This is a genomic window from Vibrio sp. 10N.286.52.C3, from assembly GCF_041468865.1.
Classification (GTDB): Bacteria; Pseudomonadota; Gammaproteobacteria; order Enterobacterales; family Vibrionaceae; genus Vibrio; species Vibrio crassostreae_C.
In genome coordinates this window covers 58107-83607 of sequence record NZ_JBFRJM010000018.1, presented here as the reverse complement: position 1 = coordinate 83607, position 25501 = coordinate 58107, and the positions used below count along the sequence as shown (strand labels likewise).

Here is a 25501-nt window from a genome sequence, read left to right as displayed (position 1 = left end):
AACTACCTTGAAAAACACCGATTTTGGCAATTTATATATTGCGGATACACACAAAATTGTTAAAGTAAGATTACATTAATATTTTAACCATAAATCGTAACGTTACGATTTTCCTGTTTTTGTAGAGACTAGCTCATGAAAATCCTCAATAATATGCGAATTAGTCAACGTATATTTATATTAACAATCGTTCCTTTAATTGTAGTTCTTTTCTTTTCTGTTGATTACGTAAGTAATTCATTTAGGCAAGAACAAAAAATGGAGAGATTAGATGTCGCTATTCAATATGTACAACAACTTTCACCCCTCTTGTTTGCACTTAAGGAGGAGCAACGATCTATATTTGATTATCTTTATACTGACGATAAAGATGCGGAAAACCTAAGACAAACTAAAAGCCTGATGCTTAAACATCGAGATTATTCTCAAAGTCGGGAGCGTGATCTACTCTTGTTTATAAAATCTAACCAAGAGCCTCTATCCACCACTTGGTCTAAAGAAGAACTAGATATGGTAAAGAAAAAGCTCCGTCAGTTGAATTTGATTAGAGAAGTCGCGGATAACAAAAAATCGAGCTCAGATGAATACAAAGATAGGTTTGATGGTCAGACTATCTGGACCGCCGTAGATATCAACCGCACTAGAATGTTCTTACTTAATACATTAAGTAAAGTTGTACAAACATCTATGGAAGAGCAAGAGTTGGGTAGTATTGCCAATGCTTATTTCAATTTGTTGTTAGCATCAAGTGCTAGTGAAGAACTTCATTCAAACATTTCTTCCGCATTGTCAAAACCCTTCGACAGCTATCAGTTCGGACAACTTATGCTCTATCGAGAAAGAGAAGCGATCTATCGAGAAATGTACTTACGATATGCAAGTGAAGCTTCAGAACAGAACTATCAACGATTGTTCATCAACTCTGGCTTATGGGAAACGTTAAATGAAGTTTATTGGAACGTATTTGATGCTTACAAATACATAGGCACGTCTAAATTGTCAATAGCTCCTTCCATAGCCAGCAGTTGGGGTCTCATTGAAAATAAAACGTCAGAAGCTCACAAGTATATTGAAAATGGACTTCTTAAAGAGTTAGCCACTAGAAAAAACGTACTAATTGAAGAGGCCGAACGACTATTTCAAATCTCTATAACACTTTTTTCAATTACAGCCGCATTCATCGGTCTATTCTCTTATTTAGTAGCTAAAAGCATTACTAACCCTATGAACAATCTAGTCGCATGTTTTACTCAGCTGACGAGTACAAAAGACATGAGCTTTAGGTTGACGCACAACGGGAATAACGAACTTTCTTTGTTATCGACATCATTTAATGATCTAATGAACAGTTTTGACACAGCCTTAACTGGAGTTGAATCACAATCCACCTCAATCGCTCACACTACAAATTTAGTTGCGAGTGCAATGCACTCTTCACAAACTCTATCTGAACGCCAGAAAGAGTTGACTGACAGCATTTCTGTAGCTACCACTGAGATGGCCAATACCAATGAACAAGTATCATCTTTAGTAGAAAAAGCCTCTGACTCAGTAAATAGCGCACACAAAATGTCTGAGGATAGCGCTCAACAGGTGGCTACAGCACGTCAAATGATGGTAAGACTTACAGAACAACTTGGGTATACCTGTACTCAAATTGAAACTTTAAATGCTGAAGCAGAGCAAATTGGCAGTATATCAAACGTAATTCGGGATATTTCAGAACAAACCAATTTACTAGCTCTAAACGCAGCAATCGAAGCAGCTAGAGCTGGTGAACAAGGTAGAGGCTTTGCCGTTGTAGCTGACGAAGTTAGGCACCTGGCAACAAGGACACAAGACTCGACCATGTTGATACAAAAACAAATTGAATCGCTGTTTTCTAAAACCTCTGCTGCAACCGAAAGAATGAATATTCTAAAGTCAGAAGGTGGTGACGCAGCTGAAGTTGTGCTCAAAGGCTCTCAGTCTTTCGACCTGTTGCAACAAGAATTCGACCGTGTGCTTGAGATGACGACCATCATATCTAACGCTATAAGTGAGCAAGCTACAGTCTCTAGTGATATTAGTATGAGAATTACCGATCTTAGAGATGATTCATTTAAGTTAGATACCCAAGCCGCTGCTACCATGGATATGACGAAACAACTCGAAAATAACGTTGAAAACCTCGAGAGTTATGTAGGAGCTTTTCAACTGTCAACTGAAAGTTAAAGGCTGCACCTTAGAGGTAATTCTGTGTAACTATTTAAAGTATCATTAGCAGTCACATATAATTCAGTAGTGTTTAGAAACCTGTAATTACAAGGTACTAAAGAACTATCGTGTGTTCATTGGGAAAATAAACAGTCCTAGTTTACAAATATGTACCATCAATCAAATGCTTATTGATAGAAGTAATACTCGCCTTGGATAATTTGAGTAGTTGTCATAATAACATGTTAGCGTGCCCCCCAATACAGGGAAATAAAATGAACAAGCAAATTTTACCAAAATTTATGCTCAGCCTCTTCGAAACCGGGGGCGAAGGGTTGTGGTTTATGAATGACGACAATGCAATTCAGTTCTACAATAACTCATTCTACCAGCAGTTTTCTCTCTCAACGGAAGGTTCAACCTTAGAACATTGGTTAGCACTTGTGCACCCTGAAGACCGAGAGAAATTAAGGCATGAAGTAAATAGCCATCAACAAAAACTACCTTATATACATGTGACCAGGAAATATCGAGTAAGAAACCTATCTGGCTGCTACCTTTGGATTGAATCAACAAGTACAAGGGTGGAGTATCAAGACGGATTTGCAATGGTGGGTTCACATAAAAACGTGTCTGAAGATATGTTCTTGAACCAATATCTCAAACATATAGCTATTCATGACTGTGAAACTGGCTTGCCCAACCGACACCAATTCCTAGAAAATATTCCAAGTCTAAATGAGAAAAGTTGGATTTTGGTGTGTTGCTTAACTCAATTACAACAATTTCAACGCCGTGTTGTGTATGAAGCAATAGCGATCCTTTCTTCGACATTAGTATCAACGCTGGACGAGGTTTTAAATATGGGATACGAACTGTATCAAATCAGCGCGGATGTGTTTGTAGCCACGATAAAGCAAAATATTGATGCGGAAACGTCTATCTCATTACAGAATCAAATTGAATCCACATTTCATCAAGCTTGTAATTGCAACTCTACGCTTACCCCCAAGCTTGGTCTCGGGGCGATTCCAGTTTGTGACCTAAACTTAACACGTCCTTTAGAACAAGTTTTTAATATCTCTGAGTACGCCCGAGTGGTAAGATCACCGGTGACCTACACAGGAGAATTGCGACATAATATTGATAGATACTTTTTAATTCAAGACGCCTTAGAAGCAGCTATTGATATACGTCAGATTACGATTGCATTGCAACCAATTGTTCAAGCTATTACTGGGGTGCTAATAAGTTTCGAAGCTTTGGCTAGATGGGAGCATCCTGAGTTAGGCAATATATCACCTGCAGAGTTTATTCCAATCGCAGAGCAATTAGGGCATATCCACACTTTAGGGATGCTGATCCTTGAACATACTTGTCAATATCTGGTTATGTTTGATGCAGTTCATCAAACCAAGCCCTTAGTAAATGTGAACGTCTCTGCACATCAACTACTCAAAAGGAGTTTCGTGGATGATGTATGTGATATTGTAGCTCAATTCGGTGTTTCACCGAGTCGTATTGTACTAGAAGTCACTGAGTCGTACTTGTTAGATGAGGAATCGACTATCACGACGACTCTCAATTTACTCCATGCGCATGGTTTTAAGTTGTCAATCGATGATTTTGGTGCTGGGAAGAGTTCGATTACCAGCTTATTTCAGCTTCCATTGTATCAAGTCAAACTAGATAGAGCATTAGTTCATGAAGCGATGCAATGTGATGCCTGTTTAAGACTCATTACACACCTATGCGAATTTGCGGATACATACAACATCACACTTGTTGCGGAGGGTGTAGAGACGTCGGAAATGTTTAAGACACTAACTAAGGTCGGCGTAACATATATTCAGGGATACTACCTGTACCGACCATGCTCTCCTAAAAAATGGTTGAAAAGCTCGCCATAGAATGAAGCAAGGGAAGTTATATGGTAAAGTACACCAGTTTTATTTCCTAAATTATACGAACTAAACAGGAACCTTAGATCCAATAAGTAATTATATAGTTGTCAGGACCACATATTCAGAGAGTGATTCTTTGAACACAACCATAAAGCGGTCTAGCGGTCTAGCGGTCTAGCGGTTAGAGTCAGTTTCTCATTAGCATTTTTCAAAGTTCATTCGTCTTAGATAACCAAGAGTACGCGGTGCAGATCAATACTACTATTAAGTAATAGAAAATGATCGCTTATTACTTACAACAAGTCAACACAAAGACACTAAGCTAACCCCAGTCCGAGTCAGAGCACCATTATCAAGCTCTGAAAATAGAACCTCTACATCCCGACAACCCTCTTTCATACTATGCCTTAGATTATAAGTGTAGGTATATCAAGTTACACCGTTGCTAGGAAGACGATTAAGCTTAAGAAATTACAATGAACTTACGCGATAATAGAACATTGAACAACCTTATTGAGTTGGGGACAAATGATATTCTTTCTCTAAATCTAATTAAGTAAGAAAGCCATTTTACTCACTAAAGTAATATCCAAAATTGGTAGCTCAGATCACAATAAAAACAAAAATCGGAGCAAATATCGTAACGTTATCATTAATTAAAATGGATATTGTGAATAGATTCGATTTAATGATTAATAATTGACTAATTATTCGAGAAAATAATTAAAATAGCAACCACGGGTAGGAAAGCGTCCTGGAAAAAGCTATTTATCTTTCATCTATAAACAGCCTTAAGAGGTTAGCGCTTCCAACCCCAGGCATTTATCTCACTCTACAAAGGTCATAAAAACTATGAATAGACTTATTTTAATGATTGGGTTGCTAGCGTCATTTAGTATACACGCACAACACGACCCCATCATGATTAAGGCATCTAAAGCTAATCAATATTCAGGTGTTAGTATTTCGCAAAATGGTGATTACGTAAAACTCAAATCCGAAGATGAGGGTTACATTGAATTTGTACTCTGGTCTCCACACTATGGTGAACAAAATTTAGATATCAACTATTCATCAAGTGATATTACGGCTATAACTCTTGCCGTTAATAGTGAAAACCCAACTACATTACTTTTGAATAATGGCGGTAGTTTTAACAACCAAAAAAAATATCAGGCATCTGTAATTCTAAATTCAGGAGTGAATACACTTAGAATTGGCTCAGACCAAACTGGCTCATACGGTGCTCCAACTATCTATTCTATAGCCATAGAGTATTCCTCACCAGCATGCAGCACATCTGTAGATTCTAACAAGTGGGGGTGGGAAAATGAGCAGAGCTGCCATGGAATACCTGCATACGAAGAGGTCTCAAATTGTTCCACACTAGGCGGAAAAGTTACTGCCTCAGACGAAGGTGTCTCCTCTGAAGCAAAAAAATACTTGAGATTTTATCTTCCATTAGTGTTTGTGACAAATTTTTATTTGGTGCTGAATTCCCACTTTCATACTCTCACGAAGGTCTTTCTGGCTCTAACAGTGATACGGAGTCATCAGACCTAAAAACAATCATTAATAAATTCGGCGCAGTACATGGAACAGATCCTAACTATATGTTGTACCGTGGAAAAAAAGAACGGATGGATCATATTCGAGCAGCCAAGGTGGATTATAAAAACGGCGCAATAATCACTATGGATTTTCACCATAAAGGAGGTGTAGTACCTCAAGTCTGGGCGGGCGGTAGTGAGAAACTAACGGCGGGAAATAAAAACTATCTTTCCCATATTGTTCAAGATATTGATCTGCTCGATCCCAACTGGAAGCAAGGTAATTCTGAGAAGTACAAAGACCGTGGCAAAAATGCCCTCTACAGTTTCCTTAAAACTTGGGAAGAGATCATCGACATAATTAACAACGGTAACTCTTATGAAGGAGAGATAATATCAGGTGGTACTCCTATAGTCCTTCGTCTATACCATGAAATGAATGGTGACTGGTTTTGGTGGGGTTCATCAGCAGAGCTTGCTCCAAATTACAACCACCAAACCATGTATACAAAACTATACAAATATACTGTGAACTATATAAAAAAGAACACCAATAACGCGCTATTTGCATGGTCTCCCGATGTTGGAGTTGGACGCGACTTTGGTGATGCAACTAAATACTACCCGACCGATGAAGCCGATGGTACCAGCTATGTAGACATTATAGGCATGGACTTATACGATCAGACAGATCTTAATGATTATCGCAATCAAATTGGCCAACTTGTAGACTTCTCGATTTTGAAAAGTAAAGTCCCTGCAATCACTGAAATTGGTGACAGATCTGGAAACGATTATCGAACCAACCACCCAAATTTTTGGAACGGCATCGTACTTGAAGCAATTAAACATGATCCAGCTAATAAAGCCCAAAAAATTGCCTATATGCAAACATGGATGCATGCACAGTTTAACGAAAGTGCTAGTTCTTTAGTGTACTTCCCGTTGATATCAGACTATCTTAATTACATGAGTCTATGTGTTGCGGATGACAGAAAAACAGAATGTCTAAAACATGTGTATAGAGATTTCAAAGATTTCAGCGACGACTCCGACACTATATTCAGAAATAATCTACGTAGTCTAACCATGAGTAACGACAATCAATGATTACTATCACTTAAACAAATAGTCGTAATACGCACAAAGCTTGCAATCACTAGGTCAAGTATGAACGAAAACATTCATACTTGGCCAGATAAAGTTTAAATTAGAAATACAGCCAGTTCTCTTCATAACTTGTAGCAACAGTTCCCATCAGTTATTAATATTGTTTTTATGAAAGAAATCATAACCCTTTGTCATGTTTTTCAAAAAACAATTACGAAAAATCAACACGCCTTAACTGGATATAGATAAACAGACATCAGTCCACAATGTGATATATTGCCCTCTTCGACTTTGTGAAAGCCGAATTTTTGAATATAGCTTGTCAGAGTGAAAATATTGATACCTGATAAGATCATCAAAATAGGCTTCACTTGGCACTTGCCTTCAGAGAAACAATCTTCCAAATTTTTTTTAGACACATATAAGGTATTCGGTTGATACTCTACAACACCTTCAGTCAAATCGGCTTTAATGCCATAATCTTCATTTAAGTGTTCAAGTAGGTAATGAAGCTTATGCATATCGTTGACTTTTTTCCTATTATTTAGGGATAACTCTCGAAGTTCGCAGAGTCGTTTTTCAAGCAGATTAGCATTCGCTCTACCAGTCAGTACAATCGACCTTAGGTCTTTCTTAATCAGTTTATACTTCGCTTGCTTTATTTTTGGTTTAAACCATTTCACCAAGATTTGGGAGCGGGCTTCTCTAGAAACATATTGCTCAGTGGTCGCTACTGAGATCCAAAGATGTAACAATGCGTTATCTATCGTGATGGATAGAAGCTGCTCATATTTGTAATTCGACATCACTATCTTTTTTTTATTGGGTCAAATATGAAGATGTGCGCATCGGAATGCCCATCTGATGCGCACATTTCTCGATAATCAGCTCAACTAGATTTTGAAGAAATCCAGTTCACTCTTTTGTGTCTCTGCGAGCCTAGCCAGCTCAGACGATGCCTGAAGCGTTTCATCAATACCCGATACATTTTGCTGCACAAGGTCGAATGCGAGCGTAGTGTTCTTTGAGATATCTTCCGTTACACTAAATTGTTCTTGTGCGGCAGTCGCAACCATGGTGTTGATATCAGAGATAGACTCCACTGACGTGGATATACCTTCAAAGGAAGCCTTTACGTTGTCTGCGAGTTGAACCGATTGTTCAATAAGCTCGACATTTTGAGCCATATTACATTGAGCCCGCTCTGATTGCTTTTGCAGCTTTTCGATGATTTCTTGAATACTAACAGTCGATTCCTGAGTTTTGGAAGCCAGACTTCTTACTTCATCCGCCACCACAGCGAAGCCACGACCATGTTCACTAGCCCTTGCAGCTTCAATCGCTGCATTTAGCGCAAGTAAGTTGGTTTGTTCTGAAATGGAATTAATCACCTCCGTCACCGAACCTATTTCAATCGCATACCGGCGAAGTTCATCTACTATATGAGCACTTTCATTCACCGACGCTTCAATGGACCCTGTTAATAAAATATTTTCTTCAAGCGTTTTCTTGCCAAGTTCCACATTTTCTTTGGCTTTTCTAGCCTCTTCTTCAGCTGCTACAGCTTGTTGGCTGACCTCCTGAGAGGTAGAAGATAGTTCATTAATAGCAGTAGAAATCTGTTCCACTTGGGAAAGTTCTTCCTGAGCATTGGATTTTGTATCGTTCATGATCATGTTCAGCTCTTCCGATGCGGAGGATACATTTTCAGAAATGCCATGCGAGTTTTTAATTAGTTTTGACAGTTGGTTCGACAGCTTGATAAGTGACTGATAGATACCAGTTTCACTTCCCGTTGATTCAACGCGCTGCGTAAAGTCGCCTTTAGCCATCAACTCCATCAAACCAGCTATCTCATTCGGAGTACCTCCGACAGGTTTTAGTACTAGCCTATTAACTGTTACCAACAATATGACCAAAGCCACCAACAGACTTACAACACCCACTATGATAGAAATAACAAGTTGATTGTCAGCACCTTTTTCTATTGTGGCATCTTTAATAAAGCTGACAAATTGCCAGCCTGTAATCTCCAGTTGAGTCCAAAAAGCGGAGAACGCAATGTCATCACCATTGACAGAAGCGCTATAGTTTAACTCTCGATTACTAGTATTAAATCCCTTGTAAAGGGGACGCTCTTGGTAAATATTTTTACCTCGTAGCTCAGGGTATGGCGCGACTAAAATGGTACCATCTTCTGTGTATAGGAAAATATCTTCTCGTTCTGCGATAGATTCCAGTAGAGAGTCTAGATTAACCGTGGTGATCACAGCAACATCGCCATCAATCTTATATGCCATTGCTACAACTTCTCGATTAGTCACCGCAGACACAAATGGAGCAGAAAAGAAGAACACTTTGCCTTCGTTGAACACCGCCTTGTAATAAGAGCGGCCTAAGTCCCGAACGTTGAAGTCTTGTTTCTCACCTTTAACATTATAAATGCTACCATCAATATTGATGAGGTAAGCACCTTCAATAAATTGGATTTGTGTCCGATACAACATCTCAAGTTGGGTAATAGCTTTGTCGGAAAGGCCATTGGTCGACATATCAGATTTACTGACTTTTACGCCAGAAAGAACACTTCGATATCCCTCTATCTTTTGGGATAGATTTTCATCAATTGTTGCGTTTTTTTCTTGTAACACTTGCCTATGAAGTTCTATGCTTTCTTCCTTAAAGGACATAAAACCAATCGCTATCAGCGTAATAACGATAAATGCAATAATTGCACCGATTGTTCCTAAAATTCTTACTTTAAACTCATTCATACACACCAATTACACTTATATATCTAAAAGGACAAAACATGATCGTACCTAGTTCCTAAAGGCGAACCACACTTTTCCAAATATCGGCTTTCCTTGAGATACTCCGGAATGTGACGATCAAACATTTTATTACTTAACCTCAGAAAAATGACCATTAAAGTTATCGTTCAATTAAAAAACCTGAAAATGGATTAATAACCTTATTTTTAATATAATCTCTATCTGAGCTCGTTAAAAAAATCATCTTATGCCTATTTATTTTTAATTATGTTAATGCCGAAGGCCTTCCAAAATAAAAACCTTGCGTATAATCAACATTCAAAGTTGATAAAGCATCTATCTGCTCTCTGGTTTCAACCCCTTCAACGATAACTATTGCACCTTCTTTCTTAGAAAACGATATACCATCAATAAGTGAGATATTCCCATCTGATATATAACTATCCAAAAGAGACTTATCAAGTTTAATAAAATCTGGGGCTAATGACTTAACTCGCTCTTCATTAGAAAAGTCAACTCCAAAGTCATCGATAGCAATTCGAATACCGTAGGATCTGAACATTTCAATGCCAGAAATTAATCCTGAAATATGCTTACCCTCAAACTCTGTTACTTCAAAAACAAATTTTTCAAATGCTAGACCCTCTTTGTCTATTCTACTAGTAAAATTAAAGATAAAGTCAACATTGTTATAAATCGTTGAGAACATACAAGGAGACATATTAATAAATAGCTTTAAGTTTCGATAAGGAGATTGAGAGAAATTGCGCACATGAATATCATAGCAAACAGTACCAAAATTAATCATATCAATCTCAGACTTTATAGATTTAAAAAAACAATAAGGATTTATCCGTTCTCCCGTAGTGACATCTTTAATTCTGACTAAAGCCTCAAACCCCAATAATCTTCCTGAAAAAGATACTATAGGTTGAAATACACTTTCAAAATAGAAGCCATTATAGCTCGCTACATATAGTCCATTAACTCGGTCAGTTGCATTTTTAATGTCGTGCTTTTTTAACAGGCAGTCCATACACTGATCATTATTCACGTAGTTAATTTAATCCCCTCCCTTTTTCGAAACTTCTTGCTAATATAAATTTAGTGAATCCTTGTAAATCGATAGTCATTAGAAACTGTTACACTTCAATCTATCACTATCTTGTTTAACCCATATGAAGTTGTTTGAGAACTCTTCCTATGCATCGGGTTTCTTTTGAAGTAAACTTCTTCGTAATACAACATAAATCCATTCTCTCTTGAAGCCCCCTACTTTCAGGATGTCATCGTTGGAGGACCAAAGGTAATACACGAATAAAAATTAATTAGGCGCACGGCATTTTGAGTAAAATAAAACCATGTGACAAATGAATATTATTCACACAATGTATGCATATTGGTAATAGATTAAATTATCAGTAATTGCCCCTTCATTCTGACAAGCGATGATATTGATACGCAATTGGGCAATTGTTGATAATTGAACATTGGATAGATCGGTTTTGGAGTGCCCTGGCAAAGCCTGTACTGCTCTTATATCTGGTTAATCACGGCTTTCCAAGGAAAGCCGTTTTTATCTTCAAGAAGTCACTTTTGTTCTATCTAATTGATTTACTTTATCATTTCGAGTTTGGATGGCAATTCAACTGATAGTTCTTTCAATCAAATTGATAGTTTTTTTTGTGCCTTCAAACTCACTGAGAACATCACCTTCATATTCGGCAGAGACGACACCATCAAAGTCATGCTCTCTAAGAATTTCAATATATTTTTTGAAGTCAACTGTTAATTCATTTCCGTTTTCGTCAAAGTTATAAGATTTAGCACTCACCCCAAATGTATAAGGAGCAAGATCTATAACTCCTTGAGTTCTGTCATAATGCCTCTTCGGGTCATGATGCCACCCGCCCATAAAAAAGTTATCGAAGTCCAAATAAACACCGACATTTTCTCTGCCTACTTCTTCAATCAACATAGCAAGCCAAGCGCCATTGTTAGAGGAAAAACCATGGTTTTCGATAACAATTTTAATACCGTAATTTATGGCACAGTCAGCAAGAGCCGAAATGGTTTGTGCGCATTGCTTCATCTGGTTTAGGTAAGTTCCGTCACCGTACGCATTGACCCTTAACATCGAACAACCTAGCTCTGAGGCGACCTGTAACCAAATCAAATGTTTTTCTAACGAAGCATTTCTCTCTGAAGCTAATGAAGCCCCTAAGTTTCCAAGTTCATCACACATCAAGCACCCAAACTTGATCCCAAGTTCTTCAGCCCTATTACGATACTCTTTAAGCCATGCTAAATCGGTAGCTCTCGAAAAAAATAGGATGTTAACTAAATCTACTGTAGTGACACCTAAACCATTGACGGTATTAAGAAAAGAGATGGAGTCCATATCTCCTCTCAAAATTGTGTCTGGGTTATCAGAATGTAACTCTTGCAAATAGCGGTCATAATCTTCACGGCTCCTACCTAATATAGAACGATGAAATGACCATTGAGATAAACCAATCTCCATTATCTAGTATCCTCTTATTTAAGACTGAGTGAATTATTCTTTGCTAGATTTTGTAACCAAAGAATATGTTTCTTTGGGAGCCTTTTGCCCATGAGTAACTGAGCTCTCTAGATTTACAGCTCCACATGAAATTATTGCAATACCATCAATACCATGTAGTTCACCAACTCTAAGATAGTGTGGTATCAACGTTTCTAACCGCTCATCTTGACTAAGCACAGAGAAGTTCTCGACCACTTCATTACCTTCTTTTGCCATGACTGCACACTGAGCTGAATCCCTACCAAAATCTAATGTTAATAAATTCACGCAAAAAACAAAACGTTACGGAAAGGTGGCAACGTTTCGATTTTCTTTTTTAAAGGCAGATATCTTATAATCAATATCATCTATACAGTTAGACAAACAACGTAAAAAACAAGACATCATCACAGAAAACTGTACAAACCTTCTTGTGATCGAAAAAGATATACAAATAAAATAACGTTTATATTAGCCTATAATAACCACCAAATATCGTAACGTTTCGATTTAGGTACCAATAGGAGCCAGATATGAATTTTTTTTACCCATTAACAAACATCATTCAAAACTATCCGTGGGGGAGCAAAACCTCAATTCCCCACCTTTTTGATATCGCCAATATAGACAACAAACCAATGGCTGAAATTTGGATGGGCGCACACCCAAAAGCTAGTTCAGTGATTACGTGGAAAGGAAAAGCAACGCCCTTACACGAAGCTATAAACAACAACGCTGAAGCCCTGATAGGTACAAATACATCTCAAAGATTTGGTGAATTACCCTTTCTTTTCAAGGTTTTGGCAGCAGAGAAAGCCCTTTCAATTCAAGTACACCCAACAAAAATGGAAGCGGAAATCGGTTATCAAAAAGAAAACGATTTAGGAATCGCAATTGATGCCTATAACCGAAACTATAAAGATCCCAACCACAAACCAGAGTTAGTTTATGCACTAACACCTTATCTTGCGATGAACGGGTTTAGAGAGTTTGACGAGATTGCTACTTTACTGAAAGAAGTGAAGGTTGATGCAATAGAAGAGTTGATCCAGCAATACACACAGTTACCTGACAGCAAAAGTTTACAAATACTATTTCAAGAGCTTATGACTCTCGATGAAGTAACGAAACTAACAGCAATAAACCAATTGTTGTCGTGGGCACACACAAGCAACCACTCTCTTGCAGAATTTATCCTAGATCTTAATGAAGTCTATCCAGATGACATAGGTTTACTTTCACCGCTATTGCTTAATGTTGTTTTACTACAACCGGGAGAAGCAATGTTTTTACACTCAGGCACCCCTCACGCTTATGTAAAGGGCACGGCCTTAGAAATCATGGCAAATTCAGACAACGTATTAAGAGGAGGGTTAACACCTAAATACATAGATGTTCCGGAACTTATCTCTGCATGTACATTTATGCCGTTGGAAAAAGAAAAAATTTTGACACAACCCAAACTTATTGGTGCAGAGCAGCAATTTCCAGTTCCAGTAGAAGACTTCTCATTTTCAATATTCTCTGATGCGGATAGTGCTGAAATAACACCAAATCGAGGAGAAATTTGGTTTGTAATTGATGGTAGTGCGACGTTTAAGCATCATACTGGAGAAGAGCTAACCATCACAAAAGGCGAGTCCGCATTTATACCTTTCATTAGCAAAACGTTTGTTGTTACTAATATAGGAAACGTTGCTCGCGCCTACTGACAACAGCTTAGTCAAAAGTATTTTAATTTGCCAAAGTTGAGGCTATACAGTTGGCTTTGGCAATCTTACTTAATCCGCTACCATTCACCTTCTTGAACAGAAGGCAATAATTAACGTTGACTAACGCACACAACCTTAGTTATGAGACTATCAATCTTGTTATTTACAAAAAAACGGGAGTAACTTTTCTGCCACTCCCTCTTCTAAAGGTAATAAAACTGCAGTTCAACTAAGGTTGAATCATCAGGTCATCAATGTAAGCCACAGCAGACGTTTCCTGGCTCCCGTCTCCAGCATACAATTGAAGCCCCAATTCATTTAATGAAGTCGGAGGGGTCTCCATGACCCACTTTACTTCAGTCCAGTATTCTGCTGACATGTTTACCCAAGGCCCCTCACTCCAAACCCAATCTCCATCTTTGATATAGAGTTTACCACCGGAAAACCCGGCTGCTGAGAGGTCGGCACTTAACTTAACTTTAAGTGTTACCGTACCAACAACATCGAAATCAAACCCTGAGACAGGAAACTGGACATAGGCTTTCTTCTCACCCGTGTGTTCTTCATTCACTTTTATCATTAGTGATTTGTCACTGGAGTTCGATTCCGATTCACTAATTGACATAATGGGCTTCTCACCTGTTTCTGATTTTGTAGCGAAACCAGTGGGGACAATTCCATCATCAAAATCATAAATACCAGATACAGGGCCAATTTCAACTCCAGCTTTTGCTGCGACACAGTCTAAAGTAGATTGACTATATTGGTTTGTCCATTGCCAACTTAAACCACCAGCATATTCATTTTCACCAAGGCGCACACATAGTTCTGCTTCTGATAATGGGTCACCAAAGTAATTGAAATCGGCAGGCTTATAAGCATCTGCATCTGCAAAGAACTCTCCAATAACAATAGGCTTATCTAGTTCCCAATAACTCGCTTTATGATAGAAAGGAGACCATGCGCCTTCTTTACCCATATCATCGTAGTAGTGGGGAGCATAAAAATCTAGCCCTGCATTTTTACCCGCAAGGGCTTCCATTTTTTCATCACTGTAATAATTGTCGCCCCCGAATCCATCAGTATTAAACATACCAAGGGATTTAGGTCCTGTAGTAACAAGAACCTGTTTACCTAATTCGTCAGATTTATTGTGAATTGCAGCACTAAGTACCGCTGTAGTCTGGTGAATTTGATCAATACTCACGTTATAAGTAGAGCCCAAACCTTCTCTTTCTCTAAACCATGACTCCGTCATATTTTCAGGTTCATTAAATAGGTCTATCGCGAGCAAGGCTGGATGTCCTGCCACCTCTTCGAGTAAAGGAAAAATAAAGTTATCGATATAACTTTGTTGCATTCCCGGTTCACTTAAAAGCTTAAAGTTTGCATCAACGACTTCGGTTACACCGTCTTGTTTGATAGCTAACATATCAAACGACCATAAGTTGAAGATGACATACATATCTCGTTCAGCGGCAAGATCTAATGCTGTTTTCATATCAGCAATAACCAGTGCTTGCTCAGCTCCGCTTGCTACACTGTTTTTATCTGCTGACCATACAGGACTTACTGTTCCGTTAGTGTGTACCCACCAACGAACAGAATTGCCACCGACACTCCTAACTTGATCAAATAATTGAATTGCTCGAGATTCATCGAGACCGGTCCCAAAATCCTGAGCGTAATTTAACCAGGCCGTATTCACACCGTTAACGTAAATATTACTCTCTTGATAGGACAGGTATGGAACAGATGTACCACCACCGCCGGGAGATACATACTCAACAACATCTGAAGCATTTTCGTGACAACCAGCTAACATAGTACAAATTACGGTTGGTAATATATATTTTTTAAGGCTCATATGTTTCCTTTGCAATGAATTTTATCTGTTGGCCGTGAAATTCAGGCAAAAAAATAGGGAGACTCCCCCCGAAGTTCTCCCAAGCCTAAATACCGCTATATAGAGCTTAAATTAAAAATGAAAAAGTAAGCTGTCTCACTGTAGTCATTAAGTACAAATGTAGATTTGGCTATGGATACCAACAGAAATAAATAGTGGAGTAGAACGAATAGGGTTATGGTTTAAATAACCCTAGGTAACAAAGTACTATTTCATCACACGCTTTTTAGCGCGATTCCAACGTGAATCAAGCTTTTCAAGTGCTTTATCAAAATCACCAGAAGTAATGATGTCTTGAATGTAACCCCCTGAATAGAAATCAATCTTTGAGCGATTCGTTACTTCAATGAAAGTCGAAGAGTTAATTGGAGTTTGGATTACTTGAGGCTCGTAACTCATATATTCGTTCAGCTGAGCTAGTGCAGGCGCTTTAGATTTCAGCGTTGGGATAAACCCAGCAACTTCATCAAAGTCAGACGCTTCAATTAAGAACTTGAGATATGCTTTAGCTGTTTCTTTGTTGTCTGAATGTTTGCTCACGGCATAACCCCAATCATGGTTCATCTGAGCCTTAAGCTCACCTGACTCGTCAGATGGAATGGGCATGAAACCAATGCTGTCAGACTCAGCACCTCGTTCGATAATTTGAGGAATAACCCAATTACCCAAGTAGTACATACCAGCACCACCCGTTGCAATCGCTGCTTTAGAGTCTTCCCAAGAGTTAGTCATAAGATCTTTTTCTGTATAACCATTATCAATAAGACGCTTAAGTACACTTAATGAGGTGTTATAGGGAGTGTCGCCAGAGAATGGCTTATCTTGGTCAAGCATATCTTCGTAAACGGTATCGGTACCACCCACCACTAGAGGGAATTTATCCCATTGTTGTAATGGCCATTGTGCGCCAAAGTTTACATATAGTGGAATCTGGCCCTGGGATTTAATTTTATCTGCGGCCTCGAAGAAGCCAGACAAAGTTTTAATTGGAACCTCAACGCCAGCATTTTTTAGAACGTCTTTGTTATAAACAAGGCCCTCAACAGAGTTACCCATAGAAACACCGTACGACTTACCGTTATTTTCCCACGCATCAAAGAAATAAACTTCTTCGTGTGAATAAATCTCGTTTAGTGGCTCATAAAAATTGCCATACTGCTCTGATGGCACAGATGGAAGAATGAGAACAAGATCACCATAATCACCAGTGTTCATTCGAGGGCGTAAGCCACCTTGATAATCGGCAAAAGCAACCACTTTTACATCGTTAACATTCGGATATAGCTTCTTAAATTCTTTTTCATACCGGTCATATAGGCCCGCTTCTACTAGATCTGTACGGTTTGTATAAAAGGTTATATCACCTTTTACAAGCTCTGGACTGATCCCATCCATAACTCCAGCATTAGCCATGCCATTAAGGCCTAGTAGGATTGAACCAGCAATAAGTGTTTTGGTAAGTGTAGGTACAAACGTTTTCATTATTCTTCTCCATTCATCCCCAGATCAATTTGAGGAATCTGATATGTTTCAACACAAAAATATTAACGTTACGAATTTAAAATAACCATACGCATATTTTTACAACGTGATGGCCGTCAACATCTTTTATCCTTAGAACATAATAGACACGAAATAAAACCTAAAAATACAAATAAAAACAACAAGTTAAATAAAACACGCCAATAAGGTCAATTTACGTTACTTATTGTGAACAAAATCACAATAGAATCAATAATATGAGCAAAAACACAAAATCGAAACGTTTTCATTAATTGCAAGGTTGATTTAATACACAATACAGAAGAATTAAAGAGCGAAGTATCAACCATTACTGGCAGATTAAAAACTAAGCCCTTTATGAAAAATACTTAAGGATGAATATAATGAAACCCATTTACTACTCTCTACCATTACTTATCGGTCTTGCTGCATGTCACTCAACAACTGTAGTAAATACAGAGAAGCCAACCTTCCCCGCTGAAAGTATTAGCAGTTTTGTGTCTCAAAAAGGCAACCAGCTAATACTTGATGGTCAACCCTACAGGTTTGCTGGCACAAACAATTATTACATGCACTATAAGTCAGATGCGATGATCACTTCTGTACTTGATGACGCTCAAGACATGGGACTCAACTCAATTCGAGTATGGGGCTTTATGGAAGGCATAAGCCATGAATATACTATGCAACCAGATCCTGGCGTCTATACTCCTCCAAGCGGAGTTAAGAGCGCACTAGAACGCCTTGATTTTACAATTGCAGAAGCTAAAAAACGCGGTATTCGTGTTGTGATTGCCCTTACAAACAACTGGGGTGACTTTGGCGGGATGCCTCAGTATGTAAAATGGTTTGATGGAGCGCATCATGATGATTTTTACCGTGACGAACGTATTAAGAAAGCTTACAAAAATTACGTAAAACACATCGTAAACCACACTAACCAATACACAGACATTACGTATCGTGACGAACCAGCCATCATGACTTGGGAACTGGGTAACGAGCCGCGTGCACAATCAGATACATCAGGAGAGCTACTTTACTCTTGGACAAAAGAAATGAGTGATTATGTTCGCTCTCAAGCTCCAAACCAACTTATTGCACTAGGTTCAGAGGGCTTTTTTAAGCGCCCGGGACACGAAGATTGGGCGTACAACGGTAACGAAGGAGTCGATTGGGAGCGAATTATTACTCTGCCGAACATCAACTACGGCACATTCCACCTATACCCGGAACATTGGGGTAAACACAACGCCGAACAGTGGGGGACACAATGGATCAAAGATCATGCAGCGGCAGCGAGAGCAGCAAACAAGCCAGCGGTACTTGAAGAATACGGGATTGGTAAAAATGAACCTCAAAACCGAGATCTAATCTATCGCAAGTGGACTGAGACAGCATATAACGAAGGGCTTGCTGGCAGCATGTTTTGGATCCTAACAGGTTTTGAATCGAATCAACCTGATAACCTTTATCCTGATTACGACGGTTTCCGAATTCTTAAAGATGGTGGGAGAACGGACAAGATATTAACAAACCATTCCAAACAGATGCGTGGATTGAACTACGAAACGAAAGATGCAGTTTTCATCGCATACCCTATTGACGGAATGACAATTCCTGAGCAAAAAATTACGGTTTCGAGCTATGTATTCAGCGAAGGTAGTAGCAACGTCACAAACATAGACCTCCGTCTTCCTGAATCTGGAAAAGTTATACCTATGTTAGATACCGATGGCGATGGTTACTATCATGCAGATCTTGATATTTCTAGTATCGGTTACGGTGAAAAAACACTAATTGCTGTCGCTTCATTTAAAGAAGGCCCTCGCCAAACAGACAAGATCAAAGTTAAATTCAACCGCCCTATTCTAGGTTATGAAGTTGGTACTGCTTATGATTTTTCAAATGGTTCACTCCAAGGTTGGGAGCGAGAAGGTACATGGCAAGCGAGCTGGAAGACTCCCGCATTAGAGGTATCTAACGAACTAGGAAGCCCAATGTTGAAGTTAAATATTATCTGGTCAGGTGAGAACGATTGGGAAGAATTAAAACTTCGCAATAGTTCTGTTAAGAAGTTCGGCCAACATACTAAACTTCGCTACGACTTATACCTACCAACTTTAGAGAAAGACAATGGTGGTGTGCGCCCTTACGCTGCTCTTGGTGACGGTTGGGTAAAACTAGACGCAGATAAGCATCGTACAACCGTAGATAAATTAGAAAAGGTTACCATGAACGGAAAAGAATACTACAAGCAGCAAGTAGAGATTGACTTAGGTGACGTTTCTAAAAAACTCCCTGACTTATTCTTAAACATTGTAGGAGATAAATTTCCACTTGATGGTTCAGTCTATATTGACAACATCGAGCTAATGAAGCCTGTTTATTAAAAGTGACCTACCCTTATATGAGTTGATGTTTAATAAACTAAAGCGCTCGATGTACTTCATCGGGCGTTTTGGAGTCCTATGATTTATCACGTGAGTAAATTAGATCTAGCTATCAGTAATCTCATAACTTGGTTCTAGTTTCAGCTTTTACGCGCAAATGATTGTACATTCTTAATTTAGTTTCTAAAACTAATAGTGTGATCACATTGCTTATTCTCTTTAAAGAAAATTGATGGCATGGGCCAACAAGAAATACCTCCAAAGTATTACTATAATTACAATTATCATTAATTATTAAAGATGATGTCTAAATATGTCTATTAAAAAACGATATATCGCGCTAATAGCGGCGGTTGGTATAGGTATTGGTTGGTTAACCTTAGGGGGAACTGCAGCTGTTATGCACTATACATCGAGTACTGAGTTCTGTGTTTCTTGCCACACAATGGAAGCACCTCACAAAGAATATCAAGGTTCAGTTCACTTCAGTAACGCAAAAGGCATTCGAGCGGAATGTGCCGATTGCCACATCCCTTCCGATCCGATTGACTACGTGATCACTAAGGTAAGGGCGTCTAAAGACATCTACCACGAATTCATCACTGGTAAGATCGACACACCAGAGAAATACGAAGCACATCGTGAAGAGATGGCTGAAACAGTATGGGCTCAATTTCGTGAGAATAACTCAGCGACATGTCGTTCTTGCCACGAACTCGATGCCATGGAAGAGTTCGAGCAATCTCGTGATGCGGCGAAAATGCACGCTTACGGTAAAGAGAACAACCAAACGTGTATCGACTGTCACAAAGGCGTAGCGCACTTTGCTCCTGAAGCTCAGTTAGACAGCAAAGCGTTCGATACCTTGATGGCCTTTACGAAAAACACGCCAGCAGATGCGAAAGTGGTTTACCCCGTAACCGACATCGCAATGGGCGAATTTGGTAACATAAACCCGACAGCTGAACTTGAAGTCGTTAAAGCTGAAGGCGATAACCGTACTGTAACTCTGAATGCTTTCCAAATGAAAGGCGCAGAACAAGTGCTTTACTTCGGTGAAGGTCAACGTGCAATCGTTGCGACACTAACCGACAAAGGTCAAGAAGCACTGACTACTGGTGAATACGAAGCCGATGTTTACGGTAATGAATGGCGTTCAGTAGCGTTAACTGGTGACATTACGGACCCAGTTGTCGATACCCTAGACCCAATCTGGTCTTATGCAGAAGAGTTGGACAATGTTTATTGTGCAACGTGTCACGCGAAGATTCCTTCAAACCATTTTACTGTGAATGCTTGGGGACCTGTTGCGAAAAGTATGGGCGATCGTACAGACATTTCAGAGCAAAACCTTGAGCTGCTGACTAAGTACTTCCAAAACCACGCGAAAGACGTTGTTGGTCACTAAAGAGAATTAAAAGGATAAAATTATGCCTAATATGACCCGTCGTGGATTTATGAAAGGTACCGGTATCACTACTGGTGCGCTGGCTTTCACATCCTTGACACCAATGAGCGCAATGGCTTCTGAGAAACGCGGCTCTGGTGTATTAACAGCAGGCCGTATGGGCCCAATGCTGTGTGAAGTGGAAGACGGCAAACTGTTGTCGACCACGAATGCATTGGCACAAACGGTTCCAAACAGCCTTCAAACTACAGGCCCGGATCAAGTACACACAAAAGCGCGTGTTAAATACCCTATGGTTCGTAAAGGCTACTTGGCTAATCCATCTGCACCTGAAGGTGTGCGTGGTGGTGATGAATTTGTTCGTATCTCTTGGGATGAAGTGTACAAATTGATTCACCAACAACATTCACGTATTCGTCAAGAGCACGGTGCGGAATCGGTATTCGCAGGCTCTTACGGCTGGCGTTCAAGTGGTGTTCTGCACAAAGCGCAAACGCTTCTACAACGTTACATGAGCATGGCTGGAGGTTACTCTGGTCACTTAGGTGACTACTCGACAGGTGCTGCGCAGGTCATCATGCCGCATGTCGTGGGATCAATTGAGGTATATGAACAACAAACAACTTACCCAGTTATTCTTCAGCACAGTGATGTGGTGGTGCTTTGGGGGCTAAACCCAATCAATACCTTGAAAATTGCTTGGAGTTCGAGCGACTGTGCAGGGCTTGAATTCTTCCATCAGTTGAAGAAATCAGGTAAGACCGTGATTGCGATAGATCCAATGCGTTCTGAGACCATCGAGTTTTTCGGAGATAATGCTCAGTGGATCGCTCCGCACCCAATGACGGACGTTGCCATGATGATGGGCATCGCACACACATTGGTGAAACAAGGCAAACACGACAAAGAATTCTTAGGCAAATACACAACAGGTTATGACGTTTTCGAAGCGTACCTAATGGGTAAAGAAGACGGCGTTGAAAAATCCGCTGAGTGGGCGTCTGAGATCTGTGGTGTGCCAGTGAAACAGCTGGAACTACTGGCTGATATCTTCAGCAAGAACCGCACTATGCTGATGTCTGGCTGGGGTATACAGCGTCAGCAATATGGTGAACAGCGTCACTGGATGCTGGTCACGTTAGCAACGATGCTAGGTCAAGTTGGTTTACCTGGTGGTGGTTTTGGCCTCTCTTACCACTATTCAAACGGTGGCAATCCTGCACGTGATGCAGGCGTACTTCCTGCTATTTCAGCGGCTATTGGTGGTGGTTCATCTGCGGGTAACGACTGGGCAGTGTCGGGTTCTTTAAATGCCTTCCCTGTAGCACGCATTGTTGAAGCGCTAGAAAATCCAGGAGTAAGCTATCATCATAATGGTCATAACCTAACTTTCCCTGACATAAAAATGATTTGGTGGGCGGGCGGTGCTAACTTTACTCATCACCAAGATACCAACCGTTTGATCAAAGCTTGGCAAAAACCTGAGCTGATCGTTATCTCTGAACCATACTGGACAGCGGCAGCTAAACATGCGGATATTGTGTTGCCAATTACTACATCGTTTGAACGTAATGATATGACAATGACGGGTGATTACAGTAACCAGCATCTAGTGCCAATGAAGAAAGTGGTTGAGCCTCAAGGCGAAGCGCGTAGCGACTTTGATGTGTTTGCTGATATGGCAGAACTCCTTGCTCCAGGTGGTCGTGATGTATACACCGAAGGCAAAACCGAAATGGAATGGTTATACGGTTTCTACAAAACCGCACAACAAGGTGGTCGTGGTCAACGCATTGCAATGCCAAACTTTAGTAAGTTTTGGGAAGACAACCAGTTAATCGAAATGAAGTGGAACGAGAAGAATGCACAGTTCGTTCGTTACGCTGATTTTCGTGAGAACCCAATCATGAACCCATTAGGTACGCCAAGTGGCAAGTTCGAAGTATTCTCAAGAACCATTGAAAGTTACCAATTAGAAGATTGCCCAGCGCACCCAACTTGGTTAGAACCAACAGAGTACACAGGTAACGCTAAAAATGGCGAACTGCAACTGATGACAGCACACGCAGCGCATCGTCTGCATAGCCAGTTCAACTACGCGAAGATCCGCGAAGAATACGCGATTGCAGACCGTGAGCCGATTTCAATTCACCCTGAAGATGCGAAAGCTCGAGGCATTAAAACCGGTGATTTGGTTCGTGCACATAATGGTCGTGGACAGGTATTGGTGGGTGCATTAGTGACTGATGGCATAAAACAAGGCTCTGTATGTATCCATGAAGGCGGTTGGCCAGATTTAGATAAAGATACCGGCTTATGTAAAAACGGTGGCTGTAACGTGCTTACGTTGGATATTCCGACTTCTCGTTTGGCGAATGGCTGTGCTGCAAACTCTGCGCTTGTGAAGATTGAAAAATACACAGGGCCAGTATTAGAACTTACGGCATTTGATCCTCCCCAAAATGGATAGTTCTAGAATAAGTGAAGTAATTCTCCGTCCATAGCTTTCAGACTAAAACAAGACTATTTAGAGGCCTTTGGCGCGCGCGTCAAAGGCCTCTAAATTATTCGTAAGTGTGTTTTATGACTATCTTCATAAAGGGCATTTATGTGGTCTTACGACGTTGATTAGCGTGGGGCCGAATGAGATTGGTAATCTAAATGATCTGCATTAGATAGATTGAACACTTTGTTAAGTGTCTTGGGCTTTCCATACTTATAGTTATTCATGATGTGCTAATTTAGGAAAGTCACTAGTTCATTTTTATCCAAAAGCTTAAGGAAAACTAGTTTCAACTCTTCAGACAGTTTACTAGCAAAGCACTCTTGGTAGGTCTTTTAACTTTGTCGTGTATTGAGGGGATAAAAAATTACGTTTCATAGCCCAATCATGCGTAGTTCCTTGAGCAGCTAGGAAAATCGAATCACGACCCAACGTGTTATTCAGTTTATCTATGGCTTTCATTAACGCAGGGTTATCTGGCTCCGAAAATAAGTCTTGCTGACGCTGCCGATAGGATACTAGGTTCATAGCTCCTACGCCAATCTTGTAATAGCTGACACCAGGCTTAAACAACCTTGTTGCCATCAACGTCACTGCTTTCGTCAACTTACTTGTATCGTTGGTTGGAAATTCAAATATGTAGGTGTCTTTGAAGTTTTGCGGTATGTCATCAAAAGGTGATGTGTTGGCAAAAGCCATGAGAATAGCACATGAGCTCTTTTGGTTGCGTGCTTTTCTTGCCACTGTGGCAGCGTGAAAGGCGAGGGCTTGCTTTAGTTCTTCAAGTGACGTTATTCGGTTACCGACGCTACGAGTGCTAAATATCTGTTGTTTGTCCGCTCTGCATTCGTCCCAAGCTTTGCAAGGATGGCCATTTAACTCACGAACGGTTCGTTCAATTTCTACATTGAAAGAGCATCTTGCTTGTTCAGGACTTAAATTCGCTAGATCGAGAGCCGTTTCAATCCCCATTAACTTCATACGTTGTGTCAATCTTCTTCCAACTCCCCAAACTTCAGATACAGGTTGTGATGCTAAATATTGTTGACGCTTGTCTTCAGAATCAATGATGCAGACACCATTCAACTCTTTATCAACTTTTGCAACTCTGTTGGCCATTTTAGATAGTGTTAAAGTATCACCCGCACCAAAGCAAACGGGCAACCGACACTCTTTCCAAACAGTTTGACGAATCCGTTGACCGAACGAGATTAAATCTGACTCAATATGTGAAAAACGACTGATATCTAAAAAGCATTCATCTATTGAGTAAATATGACTCCTTGGTGAGAACGCCGTAATTGTTGCCATCATTTTTGCAGACAGGTCAGCATATAAAGCATAGTTTGATGAAAAAACGCTCACACCACGCTTTTCAATGAGTGCCTTTTGCTTGTAATAGGGCTCAAACTTTTTCACTCCAACTTCTTTTGCCAACCTATTCGCAGCTACAACGGCACCATCATTGTTTGATAAGACAATACAGGGTAGGTGTCGTAAATCAGGACGAAATACTTGTTCGCAAGCGACATACATAGCGTTGCAATCTATAAGAGCAAACATTACATGAACTCAGGCAGTGGTTTATGTAGACGGATAGAACGTATCACAACCCCTTCAATCGCAAAGGCATCTTCTGGATGGATCTCAATAGGCAAATGATGAGGATTTGCTGACAGCAAAAGCCTGTTATGCACATCAAGGATCTTGCACATAAATGCACCATTTAAGCTGACAATAACGGTATCAAAATGTTGAGCTTGTGGCTTTCTATCGATGACTAATAAGTCGCCGTTGAAGATGCCAATTCTTTCCATGGAATCTCCATTAGCATAAGCAAGGTATGTGGCATTAGGGTTATTGACTAAGACTGAATCCAGGGAAACACCAAGCTCAACATACTCAGCCGCTGGTGATTCCCATGAGGTGAGTGAACAAGAAATACTGGATGGGGAAAGCGGTAGAATATGCATGTTAACGATCTCAGAATATTTACT

Annotated in this window: 17 protein-coding genes; 8 read left to right on the top strand and 9 right to left on the bottom strand. The window is 39.9% G+C overall.

Annotated features, from left to right (window positions below):
• Positions 1–135 precede the first annotated feature (135 nt).
• The 4 genes from AB4138_RS07875 (at position 136) to AB4138_RS07860 (ending at position 6760) form a co-directional block, all read left to right on the top strand.
• Positions 136–2214, top strand: coding sequence for a methyl-accepting chemotaxis protein (locus AB4138_RS07875; protein ID WP_372305543.1), 2079 nt, complete (start codon positions 136–138; stop codon positions 2212–2214).
• A gap of 257 nt (positions 2215–2471) precedes the next feature.
• A complete protein-coding gene (locus AB4138_RS07870) occupies positions 2472–4106 on the top strand; it encodes a bifunctional diguanylate cyclase/phosphodiesterase (RefSeq protein ID WP_102370540.1) in 1635 nt (544 codons plus the stop codon).
• A gap of 846 nt (positions 4107–4952) precedes the next feature.
• Complete coding sequence (locus tag AB4138_RS07865; protein WP_372305540.1) at positions 4953–5663, top strand: hypothetical protein; 711 nt, start codon at positions 4953–4955, stop codon at positions 5661–5663.
• Positions 5549–6760, top strand: a complete 1212-nt coding sequence (locus tag AB4138_RS07860; RefSeq protein WP_372305546.1) for a glycoside hydrolase family 26 protein — start codon at positions 5549–5551, stop codon at positions 6758–6760. Before AB4138_RS07865 ends, AB4138_RS07860 begins: the two co-directional genes overlap by 115 nt.
• A 221-nt stretch (positions 6761–6981) precedes the next feature.
• Here the strand turns inward: AB4138_RS07860 and AB4138_RS07855 are convergent, their stop codons facing one another.
• The 5 genes from AB4138_RS07855 to AB4138_RS07835 form a co-directional block, all read right to left on the bottom strand.
• A complete protein-coding gene (locus tag AB4138_RS07855) occupies positions 6982–7566 on the bottom strand; it encodes a DUF2913 family protein (protein ID WP_082239881.1) in 585 nt (194 codons plus the stop codon).
• An 87-nt stretch (positions 7567–7653) separates the two neighbouring features.
• Positions 7654–9534, bottom strand: a complete 1881-nt coding sequence (locus AB4138_RS07850) for a methyl-accepting chemotaxis protein (protein WP_102370542.1) — start codon at positions 9532–9534, stop codon at positions 7654–7656.
• A gap of 265 nt (positions 9535–9799) precedes the next feature.
• Positions 9800–10570, bottom strand: coding sequence for an EAL domain-containing protein (locus AB4138_RS07845; protein WP_372305537.1), 771 nt, complete (start codon positions 10568–10570; stop codon positions 9800–9802).
• A gap of 609 nt (positions 10571–11179) precedes the next feature.
• Complete coding sequence (locus tag AB4138_RS07840; RefSeq protein WP_102370544.1) at positions 11180–12058, bottom strand: sugar phosphate isomerase/epimerase; 879 nt, start codon at positions 12056–12058, stop codon at positions 11180–11182.
• A 33-nt stretch (positions 12059–12091) separates the two neighbouring features.
• Positions 12092–12316: a hypothetical protein gene (locus AB4138_RS07835; RefSeq protein ID WP_102370545.1), complete on the bottom strand. Its 225-nt coding sequence runs from the start codon at positions 12314–12316 to the stop codon at positions 12092–12094.
• Positions 12317–12612: 296 nt separating this feature from the next.
• Here AB4138_RS07835 and manA point away from each other — a divergent pair, with 296 nt between their 5' ends.
• The gene (manA, locus tag AB4138_RS07830) at positions 12613–13791 is read left to right on the top strand and encodes a mannose-6-phosphate isomerase, class I (RefSeq protein ID WP_102370546.1); all 1179 of its coding nucleotides are present in this window, start codon (positions 12613–12615) and stop codon (positions 13789–13791) included.
• A gap of 229 nt (positions 13792–14020) precedes the next feature.
• On the opposite strand, the gene AB4138_RS07825 is transcribed toward manA, so the two are convergent.
• Together AB4138_RS07825 and AB4138_RS07820 are read right to left on the bottom strand one after the other, a co-directional pair.
• Complete coding sequence (locus AB4138_RS07825) at positions 14021–15658, bottom strand: cellulase family glycosylhydrolase (RefSeq protein ID WP_102370547.1); 1638 nt, start codon at positions 15656–15658, stop codon at positions 14021–14023.
• Between the two features lie 246 nt (positions 15659–15904).
• Entirely contained in the window at positions 15905–17179 is a 1275-nt protein-coding gene (locus AB4138_RS07820) for an ABC transporter substrate-binding protein (protein WP_102370548.1), read from the bottom strand.
• A 404-nt stretch (positions 17180–17583) separates the two neighbouring features.
• On the opposite strand from AB4138_RS07820, the gene AB4138_RS07815 reads away from it, so the two are divergent.
• The 3 genes from AB4138_RS07815 (at position 17584) to AB4138_RS07805 (ending at position 23471) form a co-directional block, all read left to right on the top strand.
• Entirely contained in the window at positions 17584–19593 is a 2010-nt protein-coding gene (locus AB4138_RS07815) for a cellulase family glycosylhydrolase (protein WP_372305533.1), read from the top strand.
• 313 nt (positions 19594–19906) lie between these two features.
• Positions 19907–21001: a NapC/NirT family cytochrome c gene (locus AB4138_RS07810; RefSeq protein ID WP_102370550.1), complete on the top strand. Its 1095-nt coding sequence runs from the start codon at positions 19907–19909 to the stop codon at positions 20999–21001.
• A gap of 22 nt (positions 21002–21023) precedes the next feature.
• On the top strand, positions 21024–23471 hold the full coding sequence (locus tag AB4138_RS07805; protein WP_372305530.1) for a molybdopterin guanine dinucleotide-containing S/N-oxide reductase: 2448 nt from the start codon (positions 21024–21026) through the stop codon (positions 23469–23471).
• Between the two features lie 342 nt (positions 23472–23813).
• On the opposite strand, the gene AB4138_RS07800 is transcribed toward AB4138_RS07805, so the two are convergent.
• Both AB4138_RS07800 and AB4138_RS07795 read right to left on the bottom strand, forming a co-directional pair.
• Positions 23814–25067, bottom strand: coding sequence for a Y-family DNA polymerase (locus AB4138_RS07800; protein WP_372305527.1), 1254 nt, complete (start codon positions 25065–25067; stop codon positions 23814–23816).
• Positions 25067–25501 (bottom strand): LexA family transcriptional regulator (locus AB4138_RS07795; RefSeq protein ID WP_241904374.1); only part of this gene is annotated, 435 nt, incomplete at its 5' end. The genes AB4138_RS07800 and AB4138_RS07795, both read right to left, overlap by 1 nt.